We start from the raw sequence: 17,242 nt of genomic DNA on the forward strand, positions 1-17,242 counted from the left end.
GTGTCTTCGGCGCCTCCCCGCGGGTGCTCTTCCCCGCGGGCCTTCCCTACGCGCCGTCGGCCTGCGCCGACGCGTCGATCGCCGCCAGCGAGCGGCGGACCTGGTTGCGGTCCGTGGTGTACCAGAAGTCCGGCAGCGTGGCCCGCAGGAAGCTTCCGTACCGGGCCGTGGCCAGGCGGGGGTCCAGGACCGCGACGACACCCCGGTCTCCCGAAGCCCGGACGAGCCGGCCCGCACCCTGGGCCATCAGAAGGGCGGCGTGCGTGGCGGCGACGGCCATGAAGCCGTTGCCCCCGTGCTCCTCCACCGACTTCTGGCGGGCGCTCATCAGCGGGTCGTCGGGACGCGGGAAGGGAATCCGGTCCATGACCACCAGCTGGCAGCTGGGGCCGGGCACGTCCACGCCCTGCCACAGGGACAGCGTCCCGAACAGGCAGGTCTTCGGGTCGGCGGCGAAGGTCTTGATCAGCTCGCCCAGCGTCTCCTCGCCCTGGAGCAGAATCGGGTTGTCGAGTCGACCGCGGAGCTCCTCGGCGGCCGCCTTGGCGCCGCGCATGGAGGAGAACAGCCCGAGGGTCCGGCCGCCCGCCGCCTCAATCAGCTCGGCGAGCTCGTCCATCATGTCGCCGCGGGTGCCCTCACGGCCCGGCGTGGCCAGGTGCTTGGCGACGTAGAGGATGCCCTGTTTCGGGTAGTCGAAGGGCGAGCCGACGTCCAGGCCCTTCCACAGGGGCACGTCGTCTCCCTCGACCCCCTCCGGCGAAAGCCCCAGGGACGCGGCCACACCGTTGAAGTCGCCGCCGATCTTCAAAGTGGCGGAGGTCAGCACCACCGAACGGTCCTCGAAGAGCTTCTCCCGCAGCAGCCCGGACACCGACAGCGGGGCGACGCGGAGGGTGGCGCCGAAGCGGTCGTGCCGCTCGTACCAGACGACGTCGTACTCGGATCCGTTCGTGATCCGCTCCGCCACGGCGTGAATGTTCTCCACCGCCGCCAGGGCCTGCTTGCGGACCGCATCCTCGTCGTGGACGGACTTGTCACGGGTGGCGCCCATGGCCGAGATCACGTTGCGCGCGGCATCCCGCAGGGACATCAGGGCGTAGCCGAGGTCCTCGGGGATCTCTTCCAGTCGGCCCGGGAGCGCCAGCTCCATGACGCGCTCGAAGGTTTCGGAGGCGGTCTGCAGACCGTCCGCGATCTTCTCGTCGACCAGCTTCGCGGAGCGCTTCACGGCACGGTTGACCTGGCCGGGGGTAAGCTCGCCGGTGGCGACTCCGGTCACCCGGGAAACCAGCTCGTGCGCCTCGTCGACGATCAGCACCTCATGCTGCGGCAGCACCGGAGCGCCCTCGATGGCATCGATGGCGAGCAGCGCGTGGTTGGTGACGACCACATCCGCGAGCTTGGCCCGCTCGCGCGCGGCCTCGGCGAAACACTCGGCCCCGTAGGCGCATTTCGTCGCGCCCAGGCACTCGCGGGAGGAGACGGAGATCTGCGACCAGGCCTTGTCCGAGACACCCGGTGTCAGGTCGTCGCGGTCGCCGGTCTCCGTCTCGTCGGCCCAGTCCCGCAGCCGCAGCAGGTCCTTGCCGAGCTTGCTCGTGGGAGCGGCGGCCTCGAACTGGTCGAAGAGCCCCTCCTCCTCGTCCTGCGGGGCACCTTCGTGCAGGCGGTGCAGGCACAGGTAGTTCGACCGGCCCTTGAGCATGGCGAACTGGGGTCGGCGGCGCAGCTGCGGATGCAGTGCGTCCACCGTCCGGGGCAGGTCACGCTCGACGAGCTGCCGCTGGAGGGCCAGGGTCGCGGTGGCCACGACCACACGCTCGCCGTGGGCCAAGGCCGGCACCAGGTAGCCGAGCGACTTACCGGTGCCGGTACCCGCCTGGATGAGCCGGTGGGAGTTGTCGTCGATCGCTTCGGCGACGGCTTCGGCCATGGCCACCTGGCCGGGGCGCTCCGTACCGCCGACGGCGGAGACGGCGGCGTGCAGCAGGTCGGGGAGAGAGGGCTTCGTCATAGCACTGCCACCCTACGGGGCCCCGCTGACAGCATGCGCACACCGGCGGGGATTCACGGCCCGTGGAGGGGGTTGGGCACGGTGCCGTATTGCACGGCGTGCGGGCGGTCGGGGCGGTCCCGGTAGCCGTCCTCGTACAGCCGGTTCCTGTTCAGGCACAGCCTGGCGATGCGCTCGCCGAGCAGGTCGAAGAGCTCGAAGCGGTCCTTGAGCTCGGGGAAACGGGCCTGATGGCGCAGAATCTCGGCCCGTGCGAGCGACCAGAAATCGTCCTCGGGGACGCCGAGGCGGTCCTCGCAGAGCGCAGACAGGTAGCGGAAGACTCCGATGAACAGCCCGGAGTGGATGAACTGCGGCAGGAAGTCGGCGGGCTCGGTGAGCAGGACGGCCCGGACCTCGTCGGGTACGGAGGCCAGCTCGGGCAGCGGCTCGTCGCTGATGTTGACGTCGTCCACGAAGTCCTTCACGGCGAGCCGGACCGGGACATCGTGCTCATCGAAGATCACGACGGCGTTCTCGCCGTGCGGGGAGAAGACCGTGCCGTAGCGGTAGAGGAAGTGGAGCAGCGGCGGCAGGACGGCCGCGAAGAGCCGCTGCAGCCATGCGGCGGGCGTCAGACCGGAGCGGGCGACGAGCTCGGCGGTGAACGACCGGCCGCAGGGGTCGGTGTGCAGCAGTGACGCGAGCGTACGGGCGCGCTCCCCGGCCGCGAGGAGACCGGTCAGGGGCTCGCGCCAGATCGCGCCGAGGAGTTCCTTGTACTGGTACGGCACCTCGGGGAGCAGTTCGTACACGGGGTGGCGGACGGTGACCGAGGCGACTTCACCGAGCAGGATCACGCGGCACTCGTCGCGCAGGAAGGGGTCGGCGTCGCGGAGGGAGTGGATCCAGGCGGTGACGGCGGGGGCCGCGAGGGCGAGGTCCGAGGGCAGTCCGCGCCAGACCATGGTGTTGAAAACGGACAGCGGCAGCTTCACGCTGTGCCGATCGGGGCGGGTGAGGTTGAGGAAGGTGCGGATCGACTGCTGGGGCAGGCGGACGTCCGGGTCGGCGGGGAGGGGGACGAGATCCCCGGAGGCGAGTGCCGGGGCGAAGAGGGGAACGACCACCTCGTCCCACTGCCAGGGGTGCACGGGGAAGTAGAGGTAGCGCAGCGGGTCGAGGCCGCGGTCGCGGAGGGCCTGGTCGAAGGCCGCTCGGGTGGCCGGGTCGAGCTCTGCGGAGTAGAGGCGCGCGGGGTCCTCCAAGCCGCCGGTTCCGCGGTAGGCGGCAAGCGAGGTGTGGGCGGCGAGCCAGGGCAGGCGCTGGTGGCTGCGTGCCTCGGGGGCCCAGGCTGCGGTGTCGGAGGCGGACAGCCCGATCCGGCCCTTGTTGAGGACGAGCCAGGGGTGGCCGGTCTGGTGGCCTTCGAGGGCCGCGTAGTCGAGGTCGGCGAGGACGTCGGCGGTGAGGGCGGTGTGGTCGATCCGTGCGTCCGCGGCGAGGGTGGCGCTGAGTTCGCGGACGAGGTGGCCGAGGGTGGCTCCGTCGAGTCCGAGGAGGGTGCGGGCGCGGACGAGGAAGGCGTACGGGTCCCCGAAGGAGACCGGCGCGGGCGGGGCGGGCGGAGGTGCTCCGAGGGTGATGGTGTCCGGATCGACGTGCCAACTGCCGTACGAGCGGCGGCGGGCCCGGAAGCCGAGACTGCTGCCGTCGTCGAGGGTCACGGTCCAGGCGTCACCGGCGACGGCCGGGACGGGGACGGGGGCGGGGACGGGGACGGGGACGATGATCTCCTCGTAGGCGAATTCGGCGAGCATCTTGGCGAGGAGCCTGCGGGCGGCGGACTCCCAGGTCGGGCTGGTGAGTTCAGGTGGTGTGCAGGGGTGCTGGGGCGACGGTGGCAGGATCTTTTCCGTCGGGCCGGGGGCTGCTGGGAAGTTCGGCACGTGACTCCTCGCAGATCGGGAACTTTGCTGCGCGACGCGGAGTTTTCGAAGGGAGAGGTGCGGAGCGACGACGACGGCGGTCGCGGCGTGCGGGGCGGTGATCAGAGGAGATTGCGCAGCGCCCGCTCCCGGATCATCAGGGCGGCGCGCTTCTCGGGGAGGTCGATTTCCGCGTGGCAGCGGAAGCCCGAGCCGAGGAAGGCCGATACGGAGGGGGTGTTGCGGATGTCCGGTTCCGCGACGACGCGTGTGCAGCGGGGACGGTTGCCGAGGACCAGGTCGGCGACGCCTCGCAGCAGTGCCGTGCCCAGCCCGCGGCCGCGGTTCGTACCGTCTCCGATGAGCAGGTGGATACCCGTGTCGTGGGGGCGCGCCGGATAATGGCGGGAGAGCGGGTCGAGGTCGGCCCGGTAGATCTCCCAGTAGCTCATCGGCACGCCGTCGAGAACGCCGAGGCAGGGGATGCTCCGGCCGTCGCCGTCGAGCTGGGCCCGCAGGTGGGCCGCGGTGACCGCGGCGGGGCCGGCGAGCTCCCAGTAGGCGTTCACCTCAGGGTCGTTCATCCAGCCGGTGAGGAGTTCCAGGTCTCGTCCCGGCCGTACGGGTTCCAGGCGGAAGGTCCCGGCCCGGGTGGTGACGCTGCCCCAGGTGGCGGGTGAATCGAGCAGGTCGGCCTCGGCGAGCAGGGGCAGCAGGCCTGCGTTGCGGCACGGTACGGCGGTGTGCTGGACGGCGCCGAGGGCGTAGACGGCGTCAGGGGCGTCGAGACCGGGTCCGGCGTAATCGGCGGCGGTGTCCGTGAGGCTCATCGGGGGCTCTCCTCCGCGTCGGGCGCCGACGCGTCAAGGGTGAAGGGGGTTGGTGATGGTGACGTAGACGGACTGGGTGTCGACGGGGCCGACGAGCTCGTCGAGGCCACCCAGGCGGGTGAGCAGGTTCGCCTTGCAGCGCAGGGTGGGCGAGTCGAGCAGCCGGGTGGGGAGCGGGCCGAGGCCCGCGGCCTTGGCGAGGAAACGGCGGAAGGCGGCGAGGAGGACGCGTTCGTCGGCGAGGCGCTGGGAGCCGAAGGCGCCGATCAGGCCCAGCACGTTGTTGATGCCGAGGTAGTAGGCGAAGCGTTCGTCGGTGACGGGGTCCGGGACAAAGGTGTCGCTGCGGGTGCCGATTCCGGGGAGCCGTTGCTCCAGTTCGGTCCGGCGGGACTCGCGGAAGTAGTAGCCCTGGTTGTCCCGGTAGCGGCCACCGGTCGGCCATCCTGCCGGGTCGAGAAGGACCAGGGTGTTCTGCTGGTGCGCTTCGAGGGCGATGCCGGCGAGGGCGTCGAAGGCGAGGACCGGCAGGACCACGTGGTCGAGGTAGCGCAGGAACCACTCGGCGGCGACGGCCGTGGTGGTGTGTCCGGTGGCGGAGGCGAGACCGGAGACGATCTCGGCGAGCCGGGAGCGCATGGTGGTCCGGCCGGGCCGCGGTCGGGGAGAGGTGAGTGCGGCGACGCAGGCGGCGTCGTCGCCCGGGCGGAAGGGGTTGTGGCGCAGCAAGGCGTCGAGACCGGGGACGGGGGTGCCGTCCGGGGCGTCCACGGCCACCCAGGCCGGGTCGCGGACGATGTCGAAGCCCGGGTGGGCGGCCTGCCACTGCTCGGCGAGGCCGGTGCGGAGCAGCCGGTGTACCTCGACGCCCCGGTGGAGTTCCTTGCGGAGGTTCTCGCGGCGGGAGTTGGTGATGCGCAGGCCCAGGGAGAGCTTGAGCATCGCGGGGGCGCCGGGCCGGTGGACGGTGCGGACGGAGGAGGTCGGGTACCAGGCCTCCCCCTGGGGACCCAGGTCGTGCAGGAGTCCGGCGTCACGCAGGGCGGTGACGGATGGGCGTTGGAGGAGGTCGCGGGCCTGCCAGGGGTGCAGGGGAAGGGGGGTGGTGCCGTCGGGCAGCGACAGTCCGGGGGCGAGCCGGCCGATGAGCTGCGGAGCGGAGACGGGGCGGCCGCGCTCGGTCCAGGCTGATTCGGTGGCGAGGGCGGAGTGCTCGACCGCGAACCAGTGCAGGGGGAAGGAGCCGTGGAGTTCGGGTGAGTAGCGGGGAGCCTCGTTCTCGGAGAGTCCTTCGCGGCTCTTGGGGTCGGGCTGGAGGGGGTGGCCAAGGAGGAGTGACTGTTCGGCGGTGAGGAAGCGGTCCGCGCCGGCGGGGGCCGGGGCGGTGGGGCGTTCTCGCCGGTCGGCGATGAACTCGGCGGTACGGCGCACCGAGTCGGCGACCCGGCCGACGAGGTCGGCGCTGCCTCGGCCGTCGACCGCACCCTCGCGGGCGATGAGCGCGGCCAGGGTGACGGCGTCCAGGCACGGCGCGGTGATGGGTGTGCCTTCGAGACGGGCCGGGCCGAAGCGGTGCCAGCCGGTGTGGGACCAGTGGCGGACAGCGACCAGCACGGCGGTGCCGGATGCGGGAAGGGGGATGCGCAGGGGGCTCCCGGCGGGTGCGTCAGGGCGGCGCAGGCCGGACTCTCGGATCCAGCAGCGGAGCAGGTTCTCCACCGCCGCGGCCTCGGCGGCGAGGGCCGGTTCGGGGTGGTCCAGGGGGTCGGGTCCGGCGGTGGGCTCCGGCCGGACGAAGCCCGGCCGGCCGGTGCGGGCGCGGGGCGTGCCGTCCTTCTGCCGGGGCACCGTGGTCGCCGCCCCGGCGTCGGCTGCGCCCGGCTCCGGGGGCGGCCCGCCCGGAGCGGCCTCCCGCGCCAGGGCGTACCCGGCCGTGCTCCCGCCGGCGTGGGCCCCGGTGGCGGAGCGGTGTGCGGGGGACGGCTCGACCGAGGAGATGTGCGGTTCGGCCCTGCCCGGCACCGCGTCGGGAGTTGGGGCGTTCCCGGTGCTGATGCGGGGCCCGGTGTCGGCGGGCGCGGCCTGCGCGCTGGTGGCCGGTGGACGCGCGGCCGGCGTGGCGGGCAGCTGCGGCAGCGCGGGGTCCCGTACGGCTTCGGCGTCCGCCGCGGGCGCGGGGTCGACCACCGGCGAGGGCTGTGCCGGGGCGTCGGCTCCGCCTCCGGGGAGCGACGACGCCGTGCGGGCTCGGTCGGGCAGCGGCTGCGGGTGGTCCGGCTCGCCCACGGCGGCGGGCACGGAGGCGGCGGGAGCCGGGTCTTGCGGATGGGGGCCGGACTGCATCGGGGTGGACTGGTACGGCTCTGGCATCACGGATCCTCGGGGTGCGGGTCAGCGGGGCCGGCGGGCGGCGGCCGGGATGGCGTCGGCGAGGCGATCGAGGACCGCCGCGGCCTGCTCGTCGGTCAGGGTCAGCGGCGGGAGCAGCCGGACCACGGCCCCGTGGCGGCCTCCGAGTTCGACGATCAGACCGCGTTCCAGGCACTCCTGGCGGACGGCCGCTGCGAGGGCCGGTGCGGCGGCTCCGGTGTCGGGGTCGACCAGTTCGAGGCCGATCATGAGGCCCCGGCCCCGGACGTCCCCGATGCAGGGGTGCCCGGAGGCCAGACCGCGCAGGGCCGCCAGCATCCGGTCGCCGAGAGCGGCGGCGCGTTCGGCGAGCCGGTTCTCGCGGACGAAGGCGAGCGTGGCCGTACCGGCGGCCATGGCGAGCTGGTTGCCGCGGAAGGTGCCGGCGTGGGCACCCGGGGTCCAGATGTCCAGGCCTGATCGGTACACGATCACCGCGAGGGGCAGGCTGCCACCGATCGCCTTGGACAGGACCATCACGTCGGGCACCACCCCTGCGTGGTCCACGCCCCAGAAGGCGCCGGTGCGGCCGACGCCGGTCTGGACCTCGTCGGCGATGAGGGGGATCCCCCGCGATGCGGTGATCTCGCGCATGCGGCGCAGCCAGCCGTCCGGGGCCGGGTTGACTCCACCCTCGCCCTGCACGGGTTCGACGATCAGGCCCGCGGGCAGCGGGACGCCGCCCTTGGGGTCGTCGAGCAGGTTCTCCGTCCAGCGCGCGGCCAGTTCGGCTCCCTCGGCGCCTCCGACGCCGAACGGGCAGCGGAAGTCCTGCGGGTAGGGAAGCCTGGTCACCCGGGGCTCGGAAGCGCCTCCCGAGGCGTCCAGGGCGCCGGCGGTCATGCCGTGGTAGGCACCGGTGAAGGCGAGGAGTCCGGAGCGCCCGGTCGCGGTGCGCACCAGTTTGAGGGCGGCTTCCACCGCGTCCGTACCGGCGGGCCCGCAGAACTGGATGCGTGCGTCGGCCGCCAGTTCGGGCGGCAGGTTGGCGAACAGCTCCGTGGTGAAGGCGTCCTTGACCGGTGTCGCGAGGTCCAGCACGTGAAGTGGCGCGCCCGAGTCGAGGACTGCGCGGACCGCTTCGAGCACCACCGGGTGGTTGTGTCCGAGCGCAAGGGTGCCGGCACCGGAGAGGCAGTCCAGGTAGCGGCGGCCGTCGGCGCCCTCGATGGTCAGACCGCGGGCCCGCACCGGGACGATCGGCAGAGACCGGGCGTAGGTCCGGGCGGCTGACTCGCGCTGCGCCTGCCTGCGCAGAATGCCGTCCTGACCTGCTGCGCGGCTGCCCTGCGGCGGCACTTCGGAGCTCCCCTGCGGCGGGGTCCGTGTCGCTGCCGCCGCCCCGGCCTGCTCGGTGAAAGCCACGCGTACCGCTCCTCCCGCACTGACTGCACTTTCGGATTGCCCTTCGAACACCAACGCTCCCCCCGTCCCCCGTACGTACCAACGACGGTGACGGCGACGGATCACGGGTGGACTCAAGATCCTTGTCATGAAGTGAGCATCAGGAACCATCGACCCGGGCTGGGTCGTCCAAGGCGGCAGCGGCATAGTGGGGGGCTCCACTCCACGCCTCGAACCTCCAGGGGGACGAACGACATGCGACCGAACCGACCGGTCACCGCGACACTGTGCGCGGCCGCCCTCGTGCTGACCGCCGCAGCCTGCGGTCCCGGCGACGGGGAGGCCGGCGGCGACGCCAAGCCGACCGTGGCGGCGAGCCTTCCGGCCGCGGACGGGATCAAGATCCCGGACCAGCTCAAGGAGAAGCTCAGGGAGCGCGGCATCGACGTGGAGAAGTGGAAGGGGGGTGAGTGGAAGAACTGGAAGAAGGACGACTGGCTTCGCGAGGCGGGCGACTACATCAACCCGATCATCGAGGACCTCTGGGACCCGGACCGGATGCGCGACGCCGAGCAGCCGCAGCGTCCGTCCGTCGACCCGGACGCGGGCAAGGACCAGGGCGTCACCGACCCGACCCCGGCGCCGGTGGCGGCCAAGCCGGCCAGCGCGCCCTACCACGCCAGCGTTCCGGAGTCCGGCAAGGTCTTCTTCGACGGACCCGAGGGCTCGATGGTGTGCTCGGCGACCGTGGTCAAGGATCCGGCGCACCCCGGCAAGTCGAACCTGGTCTGGACGGCGGGCCACTGCGTGCACGCGGGCAAGGCGGGCGGCTGGTACCGCAACATCGCGTTCGTCCCGTCCTACAACAACGCGGGCAAGCCGTCGGCGCAGCTCAAGGGCGCGCCGCGTGAGCAGGTGGCCCCGTACGGCGTGTGGTGGAGCGACTGGGCCCAGACCTCCGACCAGTGGATCGCCACGGGCGGCCCGACCGGCGGCGCGGGGGCTCCGTACGACTTCGCCGTACTGCACGTGACGCCCGAGAAGGGAAGCGGCAAGTCCCTGGAGGAGACTGTCGGTTCGGCGCTCCCGGTCGAGTTCGCCGCGCCCGCCGTGCCGAAGGTCGTGGGCATCACGGCGACGGGTTACCCGGCGGCGGCCCCGTTCGACGGCCAGAAGGCCTTCCAGTGCACGGACAGGCCAGGCCGGCTGACCCTGAAGGCGAACGAGCCGGTGATGTACCGCATCGGCTGCACGATGACCGGCGGCGCCTCCGGCGGCGGTTGGGTCGCGGCGGGCGCGGACGGGCGGCCGGCGCTGGTGTCGAACACCTCGATCGGCCCGGCCAAGGCGGGCTGGCTGGCCGGACCGCGGCTCGGCCCGGAGGCGAAGGGCATCTTCGACGCGGTGAGCCGCAAGTTCAAGTAGCCCCTACCCGGGAGCACCGGCCCCGGAGCGGGAACGAACGGGTGAGGGCCCCCTGCGCGTGCAGGGGGCCCTCACCCGTGAGAAGGTCTCGGCGACGCCGTCGTGCCGGCGCTCCCGGCACGCGGCAGCAGTCAGCCGTAGGGTGCCGGCAGCGGCCCGGCTACTGCTTGGCCGGCGTGTACGGTGCCAGGTCCGCCGCAAGCTCCTGGTGGACGCGTGCCTTGAGCAGAGTGCCCTCCGGGGTGTGCTCCTCGGAGATCACCTCGCCCTCGGCGTGCGCCTTGGCAACCAGCGAACCGCGGGTGTACGGCACCAGGGCCTCCACCTCGACCTCGGGCCGAGGCAGCTCGGAGTCGATGAGCGCGAGGAGTTCCTCGATGCCCATGCCCGTGCGGGCCGAGACGGCGATGGAATGGCGCTCGATCCGCAGCAGCCGCTGCAGGACGAGCGGGTCCGCGGCGTCGGCCTTGTTGATCACCACGATCTCGGGCACGTTCACCGCGCCGACCTCGCGGATCACCTCGCGCACCGCCGCCAGCTGCTCCTCCGGAGCCGGGTGCGAACCGTCGACGATGTGCAGGATGAGGTCGGAGTCGCCGACCTCCTCCATCGTGGAGCGGAACGCCTCGACGAGGTGGTGGGGCAGGTGCCGGACGAATCCGACGGTGTCGGCGAGGGTGTAGATCCGGCCGCTGGGTGTCTCGGCCCGGCGCACGGTCGGGTCGAGGGTGGCGAACAGCGCGTTCTCCACCAGTACGCCCGCGCCCGTGAGGCGGTTGAGCAGTGAGGACTTGCCCGCGTTGGTGTAACCGGCGATGGCGACCGAGGGCACCTTGTTGCGGCGCCGTTCCTGCCGCTTGATGTCACGGCCGGTCTTCATCTCCGCGATCTCCCGGCGCATCTTCGCCATCTTCTCGCGGATGCGTCGCCGGTCGGTCTCGATCTTGGTCTCACCGGGGCCTCGGGTGGCCATGCCGCCACCGCCGCCGCCGCCCATCTGCCGCGACAGCGACTGACCCCAGCCGCGCAGCCGGGGCAGCATGTACTGCATCTGCGCGAGTGCGACCTGCGCCTTGCCCTCTCGGGACTTGGCATGCTGGGCGAAGATGTCGAGGATCAGGGCGGTCCGGTCGACCACCTTGACCTTGACGACGTCTTCGAGGGCAATGAGCTGGCCGGGGCTGAGCTCACCGTCGCAGACGACGGTGTCGGCGCCGCTCTCCATGACGATGTCGCGCAGCTCGCGGGCCTTGCCGGAACCGATGAAGGTGGCCGGGTCCGGCTTGTCACGGCGCTGGATCACGCCGTCCAGTACGAGAGCGCCCGCCGTCTCGGCGAGGGCGGCGAGCTCCGCGAGGGAGTTCTCCGCGTCCTGCACGGTGCCCGAGGTCCAGACGCCGACGAGGACCACGCGCTCCAGGCGGAGCTGTCGGTACTCGACCTCGGTGACGTCTTCGAGCTCGGTGGAGAGACCGGCGACGCGGCGCAGGGCCGCGCGCTCGGAGCGGTCGAACTGGTCGCCGTCCCGGTCTCCGTCGATCTCGTGGCTCCAGGCGACGTCCTCTTCCATCAGGGCATCGGCCCGAAGGCTCTCGGTGAAGCTCTGCGGTTCACGCGCGTCGGTCGCGTCCCGCTCGTCCTGGGAAGCGGAAGAAGAGGAGGTCATTGGATCCTTACGTCGATTCGAATAGCAGTGTCACGCCTGGCGGGGACACGGTGGATGTCACGTCCAACGTGTCACACCGCCCGGGGATTCCCCGAACGGACCCGTCGATGGTGACATGCCCGTTCGTAGGCGGTCACACCCTTTTCCCGCCGGGCGCAGCCCCGCCCGGTGCGGCCATGCCCGGTGCGGCCATGCTCGGTGCGGCCAGGCTCGGTGCCTGCTTGCCCCGCGCGGCCCGGTCCGCCGCCGGGGCGCTCCACTCCGGGTGCCCCGGCATCGGCGGGGTCTTCGTCCCGTACAGCCACGGCTCCAGGAAGGCTCCGAGGTCGCGACCCGCCTCCTGCGAGGCCAGGCGGACGAAGTCGGCCGTGCCCGCGACCCCGTCCCGGTACCGCGTGACCCAGCGGCGTTCGATCCGCTCGAAGGCGGGGGCGCCGATCTCCTGTCGCAGTGCGTAGAGGATCAGCGCGGCGCCGTCGTAGACCACCGGCCGGAACAGCCCGATCTTCTCGCCGGGCGCCGCGGCCTTCGGGGCGGCCGGGGGGCCGCCCGCCGCCCGCCACTGGTCGGAGCGCTGGTACGCCTCGCGCATGCGCCGCTCCAGGGAGTACGTGCCCAGGCCGTCCGCGTACAGGGCCTCGTACCAGGTGGCGTGTCCCTCGTTGAGCCACAGGTCGGACCAGGTCCGGGGGCTGACGCTGTCGCCGAACCACTGATGGGCGAGCTCGTGGACCATCACCGCCTCGACGTACCACTCGGGGTAGCCCTCGCCGGAGAACAGGCTGCTCTCGAAGAGCGAGAGGGTCTGCGTCTCCAGCTCGAAGCCGGTCGTCGCCCGCGCGATCAGCACCCCGTAGTTCTCGAACGGGTAGCGGCCGACGCGCTCCTCCATCCACTCGATGTGGCCGGCGGTCTTCTTCAGCCAGGGGTCGAGCCGCTGCCGGTCGGCGGCGGGCACCACGTCGCGCAGCGGCAGCCCGTGCGGTCCGGTCCCGTGGACGACGGCGGAGCGGCCCACGGAGACCTGGGCCAGCTCGGTGGCCATGGGGTGGCGGGTCCGGTACGTCCACGTCGTGGTGGGGCCCGTGCGCCGGGCAGGGCCTGCCTGGAGGCCGTTGGCGACGGCTGTGAGCCCGGTGGGTGCGCTGATCCGGAAGGTGAAGAGGGCCTTGTCGGCGGGGTGGTCGTTGCAGGGGAACACGCGGTGGGCGGCGTCGGCCTGGTTGGCCATGGCCAGACCGTCCTCGGTGGGCACCCAGCCGCCGTCCCCGCGACCGCGCGGGTCGCTGGTGTGCCGGACCGTGATCCGCAGCGCGCCGCCCTCCGCCACCGCCCGCGGTGGGGTCAGTACGAGGTCCTCCCCGACGCTCTCGAAGCGTGCGGGCTCCCCGTTCACCTCGGCGGACGCCACAGTGCCGTGGGTGAAGTCCAGGTTGACGCGCTCCAGCGGCTCCAGTGCCCGGGCCTCGATGACGGTGACCGCGTCGAGCGGGGTCAGGTTGTCCTTGTACGTGAAGGACAGGTCGTACGCGAGCACGTCGTAGCCGGGGTTCCCCAGCTCGGGGAAGAGGCGGTCCCCGATGCCCAGGGGCTTCGGCGGGGGCAGTACCGCGGCGACGAGGGTGAGGGAGGCCGCGGCGAGCAGGGCGGCGCGCAGGCGGGGCGAGGAGAGCTGCATCCACCACCGCTTACCAGCGCCCGCCACGGGACGGCGTACGGCGCGCGACGGGGCCACCCGAACGGGACCTTCCGGCGCCGTACCGGCCTACGCCCGGCCGGCGCCGTCGCCCTACGCGCGGCCGACGTCGTACACGCCCGGCACGTCACGCATGGCGCGCATCAGTGCGGGCAGGCCGGCCGCGTCGGGCAGCTGGAGGGTGTAGGTGTGCCGGACCCGGCCCTCGACCGGGGGTTCGACGGTCGCGGAGACCACCTCGACGCCCTCGTGGGCAATGGCCTCGGTCAGGTCCGCCAGCAGATGCGGGCGGCCGAACGATTCAGCGAGCAGGGTGACCCGGCAGTCCGCGGTGGCCCGCCAGTGCACGGCGACGGAGGTGCGGCCCACGGCGCGCATCCGGGCCACGGCCGCGCACTGGACCCGGTGCACGGTGACGGCTCCGCCGCGGACGACGAATCCGGCGACGGCGTCCGGCGGGACCGGGGTGCAGCACCCGGCCATCCGGACGGTGGCGTCCGGCAGGTCGGCCACGGCGTTGGCCCCGCCGCCCCGGGCTCCGACCACCGACAGCGGCGCCCGCGCGGCCGAGGTGGTGGCCATGGCCCGGTCGGGATGGGATTCGAGCCAGCTGCTGATGGCGATGCGGGCGGCGGGCGTCCGGGCGTGGTCCAGCCACTCGGCGGCGGGTCCGGAGGAGGCGTCCTGCGCGAGCAGCAGCTGGACGGTGTCACCGTCGGACAGCGGTGAGGACAGTGAGGCGAGGCGCCCGTTGACGCGGGCGCCGATGCAGCCGTGGGCCGCCTCTCCGTGCTGCGCGTAGGCGGCGTCGATGCAGCTGGCTCCGGCGGGCAGGCCCAGGGTGCCCCCGTCGGCCCGGAAGACGGTGATCTCCCGGTCCTGCGCGAGCTCGGCGCGGAGCACGCTCCAGAAGGTGTCCGGGTCGGGTGCGGACTGCTGCCAGTCGAGCAGCCGGGACAGCCAGCCGGGCCGGGTCGGGTCCACCCGCTCCTCGTACGGGTCGGCGGCATCGGGCGTCGCGGTGGCGTCGGGCGCCGCGGTGGCGTACGGGTTGCCGAGCGCCACCACGCCGGCCTCGGCGACCCGGTGCATCTGTCGGGTCCGCACGATGACCTCGGCCACGTACCCCTCGGGGGTGGCCACGGCGGTGTGGAGGGACTGGTAGAGGTTGAACTTCGGGGTGGCGATGAAGTCCTTGAACTCCGAGACCACCGGGGTGAAACAGGTGTGGAGCTCCCCCAGTGCCGCGTAGCAGTCGGCGTTCTCGCCGACCAGGATGAGGATGCGCCCGAAGTCGGAGCCGCGCAGCTCGCCGCGGGTGCGGGTGATCCGGTGGACGGAGACGAAGTGCCGCGGCCGTACCTGTACTTCGGCGCCGATGCCCGCCTCCCGCAGGACGGTCCGTACGGAGTCGGCGATGCCGGGCAGCGGGTCGCGCTCGCCGGCGTGGGCGGCGATGAGGGCGCGAGTGCTCTCGTACTCCTCGGGGTGCAGGATCGCGAAGACGAGGTCTTCCAGTTCGGTCTTGAGGGCCTGCACGCCGAGCCGTTCGGCAAGCGGGATCAGGACGTCACGGGTGACCTTGGCGATCCGGGCCTGTTTCTCCGGCCGCATCACGCCCAGGGTGCGCATGTTGTGCAGCCGGTCGGCGAGCTTGATGGACATCACGCGGACGTCGTTGCCGGTGGCGACGAGCATCTTGCGGAAGGTCTCCGGTTCCGCCGCGGCACCGTAGTCGATCTTCTCGACCTTGGTGACGCCGTCGACGATGAAGCAGACCTCGTCGCCGAACTCGGCGCGGACCTGATCCAGGGTCACGTCGGTGTCCTCGACGGTGTCGTGGAGCAGAGAGGCCGTCAAGGTGGTGGTTTCGGCGCCCAGTTCGGCGAGGATCAGGGTGACGGCGAGTGGATGTGTGATGTACGGCTCACCACTTTTTCGCATCTGGCCGCGGTGGGAGCTCTCCGCGAGCAGATAGGCGCGCCGCAGAATGGACATATCGGCGTCCGGATGGTGGGCGCGGTGGGCCTCGGCGACATGGCCGATTGCGTCCGGGAGCCGGTCCCGGGACGTCGGCCCGAGCAGCGCCGCGCGCCCGAGGCGGCGCAGATCGAGCCTGCTCCGGCCCCGTCTGCGGAGCTCAGGGCGCACTTCGGGGTGTGCTTCGGGGTTCGTGGCCTCTGCACTCATGGGCACCTCCGGCGGCTTCGACCGGCGGTGGTGGGCATGGGGTGAGCCCTCAGGGCCGGTGCCTGATGTTACCGACCCCACCACGTGGCGCAGTCCACCTCTCGCACAGCGTGAAACGGATCACCCATTAGAGGGAGGCTTCAGGAGAAAGCCGTTTCGGTGAGCCAGGCTTCGTCGAACTCACCGGCGGCCACGATGACGGCCGGTCCGGTCATGTCGATCTGCCCGTCGGGGTGTTCGGTGATGACGAGCGTCCCGCCGGGGAGGTCGACGGTGTACGTGGCCGGCTCACCGGTGGCGGCGGGGTCCACGCCGTCGCGGCGGATGGCGGCGACGGCGACGGCGCAGGCGCCGGTGCCGCAGGAGCGGGTCTCGCCGGAGCCGCGCTCGTGGACGCGCATGGCGACGTGGCGGGGGCCGCGGTCGACGACGAACTCGACGTTGACACCCGTCGGGTAGGCGGACGCCGGGCTGAACGGCGGGGCGGTCAGGAGGTTCCCGGCGTCGTCGAGGCTGTCGACGAACGCGACCGCGTGCGGGTTGCCCATGTTCACGTTGCGGGCGGGCCAGCTGCGCGGTCCGACGCTGACGGTGACCTCGCCCTCGGGGAACGCGGCACGGCCCATCGAGACGGTGACGTCGCCCCCCTTGTCGAGGTGCACCCGCTTGACGCCGCCGCGCGTGGCGACCGTCAGGTCACCGGGCTCGACGTGGCCGGCGTACTGGAGGTAGCGGGCGAAGACGCGCACGCCGTTGCCGCACATCTCGGCGACGGAGCCGTCGCTGTTGCGGTAGTCCATGAACCACTCCGCCTCGTCGGCCAGGTGCGCCGCCTCGGGGTGCGCTGCGGACCGGACGACGTGCAGGACCCCGTCGCCCCCGATGCCGGCGCGCCGGTCGCAGAGCTTCGCGACGGCGGAAGCGGGCAGCTCGACGGCGTTGTCCGGGTCCGGGACGATCACGAAGTCGTTCTCGGTGCCGTGGCCCTTGAGGAAGGAGAGGGTGGTCTGCGTCACCCGCCCATGGTACCGAGCCCCTGCTCACGGGCGCCGGGCGGCCCGTCGGGGGTCACCGGGGCCCCGGAGCCGGTCACGGGAGGTCCGGGACGGTCACGGGAGGTCCGGGACGGTCGCCGGAAGCCTGGAACGGTCACCGCCGCCGGCGGCGGTCAGCGGAGCCGGGCGACCCGGTACACGGCGAGGCCTACGACGACCAGCGCGACCACGGCGTACAGCGCGGCCATGCGCCAGTCGGGGCGGCGGCCGCTCCCCCGGGCCGGGAGACCGGGCCATGTGTAGCCGACCCGTCGGGCGGCCATCATCCCCCAGCCTCCGGCGCAGCAGCTGATGAGGAAGCCGAGCATGGCGACCACGGCTCCGCCGTCGCCGAACTCGAAGGCCAGGGGGAAGGCGAACATCAACGAGCCGGCGGCGGCGAGCATGACGATGGGGGCGATCTGCCACACGCGCAGGCGGCGCCGCGGCCGCAGTTCGACCTCGAACTCGGCTCCGGCGGCCGCCTCGGCCTCGGCGGTGTCCGGGGCGTCCGGGCCGTCCGAGGTCAGCCGCGCGGGGTCCGCGGGCAGCCCGAGGCCCGCGGTCCCGTCCGTCCCGCCGAGAAGCATCGGGTCCGCTTCCCTTCGGGTGTCGTCCCGCCCGGTGTCGCGAGGGCCGGCCTCCATCGCCACGCGCCCTCCCACTCGGACTCAGTACGCCGCCATGCAGTGCAGGTGATCGCACCTGCTGGAGTTTGATGATG

At 72.6% G+C, this 17,242-nt stretch carries 11 protein-coding genes; 1 reads left to right on the forward strand and 10 read right to left on the reverse strand.

The window, feature by feature from the left end; translation table 11 throughout:
• Window positions 1–46: 46 nt before the first annotated feature.
• The 5 genes from AW27_RS08160 to AW27_RS08180 all read right to left on the reverse strand — a co-directional run bounded on the left by AW27_RS08160 (window position 47) and on the right by AW27_RS08180 (window position 8,462).
• Entirely contained in the window at window positions 47–2,017 is a 1,971-nt protein-coding gene (locus AW27_RS08160; RefSeq protein ID WP_037929796.1) for an ATP-dependent DNA helicase, read from the reverse strand.
• Between the two features lie 53 nt (window positions 2,018–2,070).
• Window positions 2,071–3,945 carry an IucA/IucC family protein gene (locus AW27_RS08165; protein WP_037929799.1) on the reverse strand — a complete coding sequence of 625 codons (1,875 nt, stop codon included), beginning with the start codon at window positions 3,943–3,945 and terminating at the stop codon, window positions 2,071–2,073.
• A 101-nt stretch (window positions 3,946–4,046) separates the two neighbouring features.
• The gene (locus tag AW27_RS08170; RefSeq protein ID WP_078557146.1) at window positions 4,047–4,754 is read right to left on the reverse strand and encodes a GNAT family N-acetyltransferase; all 708 of its coding nucleotides are present in this window, start codon (window positions 4,752–4,754) and stop codon (window positions 4,047–4,049) included.
• A 33-nt stretch (window positions 4,755–4,787) separates the two neighbouring features.
• Window positions 4,788–7,124, reverse strand: a complete 2,337-nt coding sequence (locus AW27_RS08175; RefSeq protein ID WP_236647861.1) for an IucA/IucC family protein — start codon at window positions 7,122–7,124, stop codon at window positions 4,788–4,790.
• A gap of 21 nt (window positions 7,125–7,145) precedes the next feature.
• Window positions 7,146–8,462 carry a diaminobutyrate--2-oxoglutarate transaminase family protein gene (locus tag AW27_RS08180; RefSeq protein WP_037930011.1) on the reverse strand — a complete coding sequence of 439 codons (1,317 nt, stop codon included), beginning with the start codon at window positions 8,460–8,462 and terminating at the stop codon, window positions 7,146–7,148.
• A gap of 300 nt (window positions 8,463–8,762) precedes the next feature.
• Here AW27_RS08180 and AW27_RS08185 point away from each other — a divergent pair, with 300 nt between their 5' ends.
• On the forward strand, window positions 8,763–9,932 hold the full coding sequence (locus AW27_RS08185) for a trypsin-like serine peptidase (RefSeq protein ID WP_052031339.1): 1,170 nt from the start codon (window positions 8,763–8,765) through the stop codon (window positions 9,930–9,932).
• Window positions 9,933–10,092: 160 nt separating this feature from the next.
• Here the strand turns inward: AW27_RS08185 and hflX are convergent, their stop codons facing one another.
• The 5 genes from hflX to AW27_RS08210 form a co-directional block, all read right to left on the reverse strand.
• A complete protein-coding gene (gene hflX / locus AW27_RS08190) occupies window positions 10,093–11,598 on the reverse strand; it encodes a GTPase HflX (RefSeq protein WP_037929802.1) in 1,506 nt (501 codons plus the stop codon).
• 133 nt (window positions 11,599–11,731) lie between these two features.
• Window positions 11,732–13,276 (reverse strand): M1 family metallopeptidase, encoded by a 1,545-nt coding sequence (locus AW27_RS08195; RefSeq protein ID WP_037929805.1) that lies wholly within the window; start codon window positions 13,274–13,276, stop codon window positions 11,732–11,734.
• 111 nt (window positions 13,277–13,387) lie between these two features.
• The gene (locus AW27_RS08200; protein ID WP_037929807.1) at window positions 13,388–15,484 is read right to left on the reverse strand and encodes a RelA/SpoT family protein; all 2,097 of its coding nucleotides are present in this window, start codon (window positions 15,482–15,484) and stop codon (window positions 13,388–13,390) included.
• A 140-nt stretch (window positions 15,485–15,624) separates the two neighbouring features.
• Complete coding sequence (gene dapF, locus AW27_RS08205) at window positions 15,625–16,500, reverse strand: diaminopimelate epimerase (protein WP_037929809.1); 876 nt, start codon at window positions 16,498–16,500, stop codon at window positions 15,625–15,627.
• 152 nt (window positions 16,501–16,652) lie between these two features.
• Window positions 16,653–17,171 (reverse strand): hypothetical protein, encoded by a 519-nt coding sequence (locus AW27_RS08210; protein ID WP_037929811.1) that lies wholly within the window; start codon window positions 17,169–17,171, stop codon window positions 16,653–16,655.
• Window positions 17,172–17,242 lie beyond the last annotated feature (71 nt).

It is taken from the genome of Streptomyces sp. PCS3-D2, from assembly GCF_000612545.2.
Taxonomy (GTDB): domain Bacteria; phylum Actinomycetota; class Actinomycetes; order Streptomycetales; family Streptomycetaceae; genus Streptomyces.

Excerpts from the sequence above, each read along its gene's own strand:
- AW27_RS08195 (WP_037929805.1), bottom strand. The coding sequence starts at position 13,276 with ATGCAGCTCTCCTCGCCCCGCCTGCGCGCCGCCCTGCTCGCCGCGGCC.
- AW27_RS08185 (WP_052031339.1), top strand. The coding sequence starts at position 8,763 with ATGCGACCGAACCGACCGGTCACCGCGACACTGTGCGCGGCCGCCCTC.
- AW27_RS08200 (WP_037929807.1), bottom strand. The coding sequence starts at position 15,484 with ATGAGTGCAGAGGCCACGAACCCCGAAGCACACCCCGAAGTGCGCCCT.
- AW27_RS08160 (WP_037929796.1), bottom strand. The coding sequence starts at position 2,017 with ATGACGAAGCCCTCTCTCCCCGACCTGCTGCACGCCGCCGTCTCCGCC.
- AW27_RS08170 (WP_078557146.1), bottom strand. The coding sequence starts at position 4,754 with ATGAGCCTCACGGACACCGCCGCCGATTACGCCGGACCCGGTCTCGAC.
- AW27_RS08175 (WP_236647861.1), bottom strand. The coding sequence starts at position 7,124 with ATGCCAGAGCCGTACCAGTCCACCCCGATGCAGTCCGGCCCCCATCCG.
- hflX (WP_037929802.1), bottom strand. The coding sequence starts at position 11,598 with ATGACCTCCTCTTCTTCCGCTTCCCAGGACGAGCGGGACGCGACCGAC.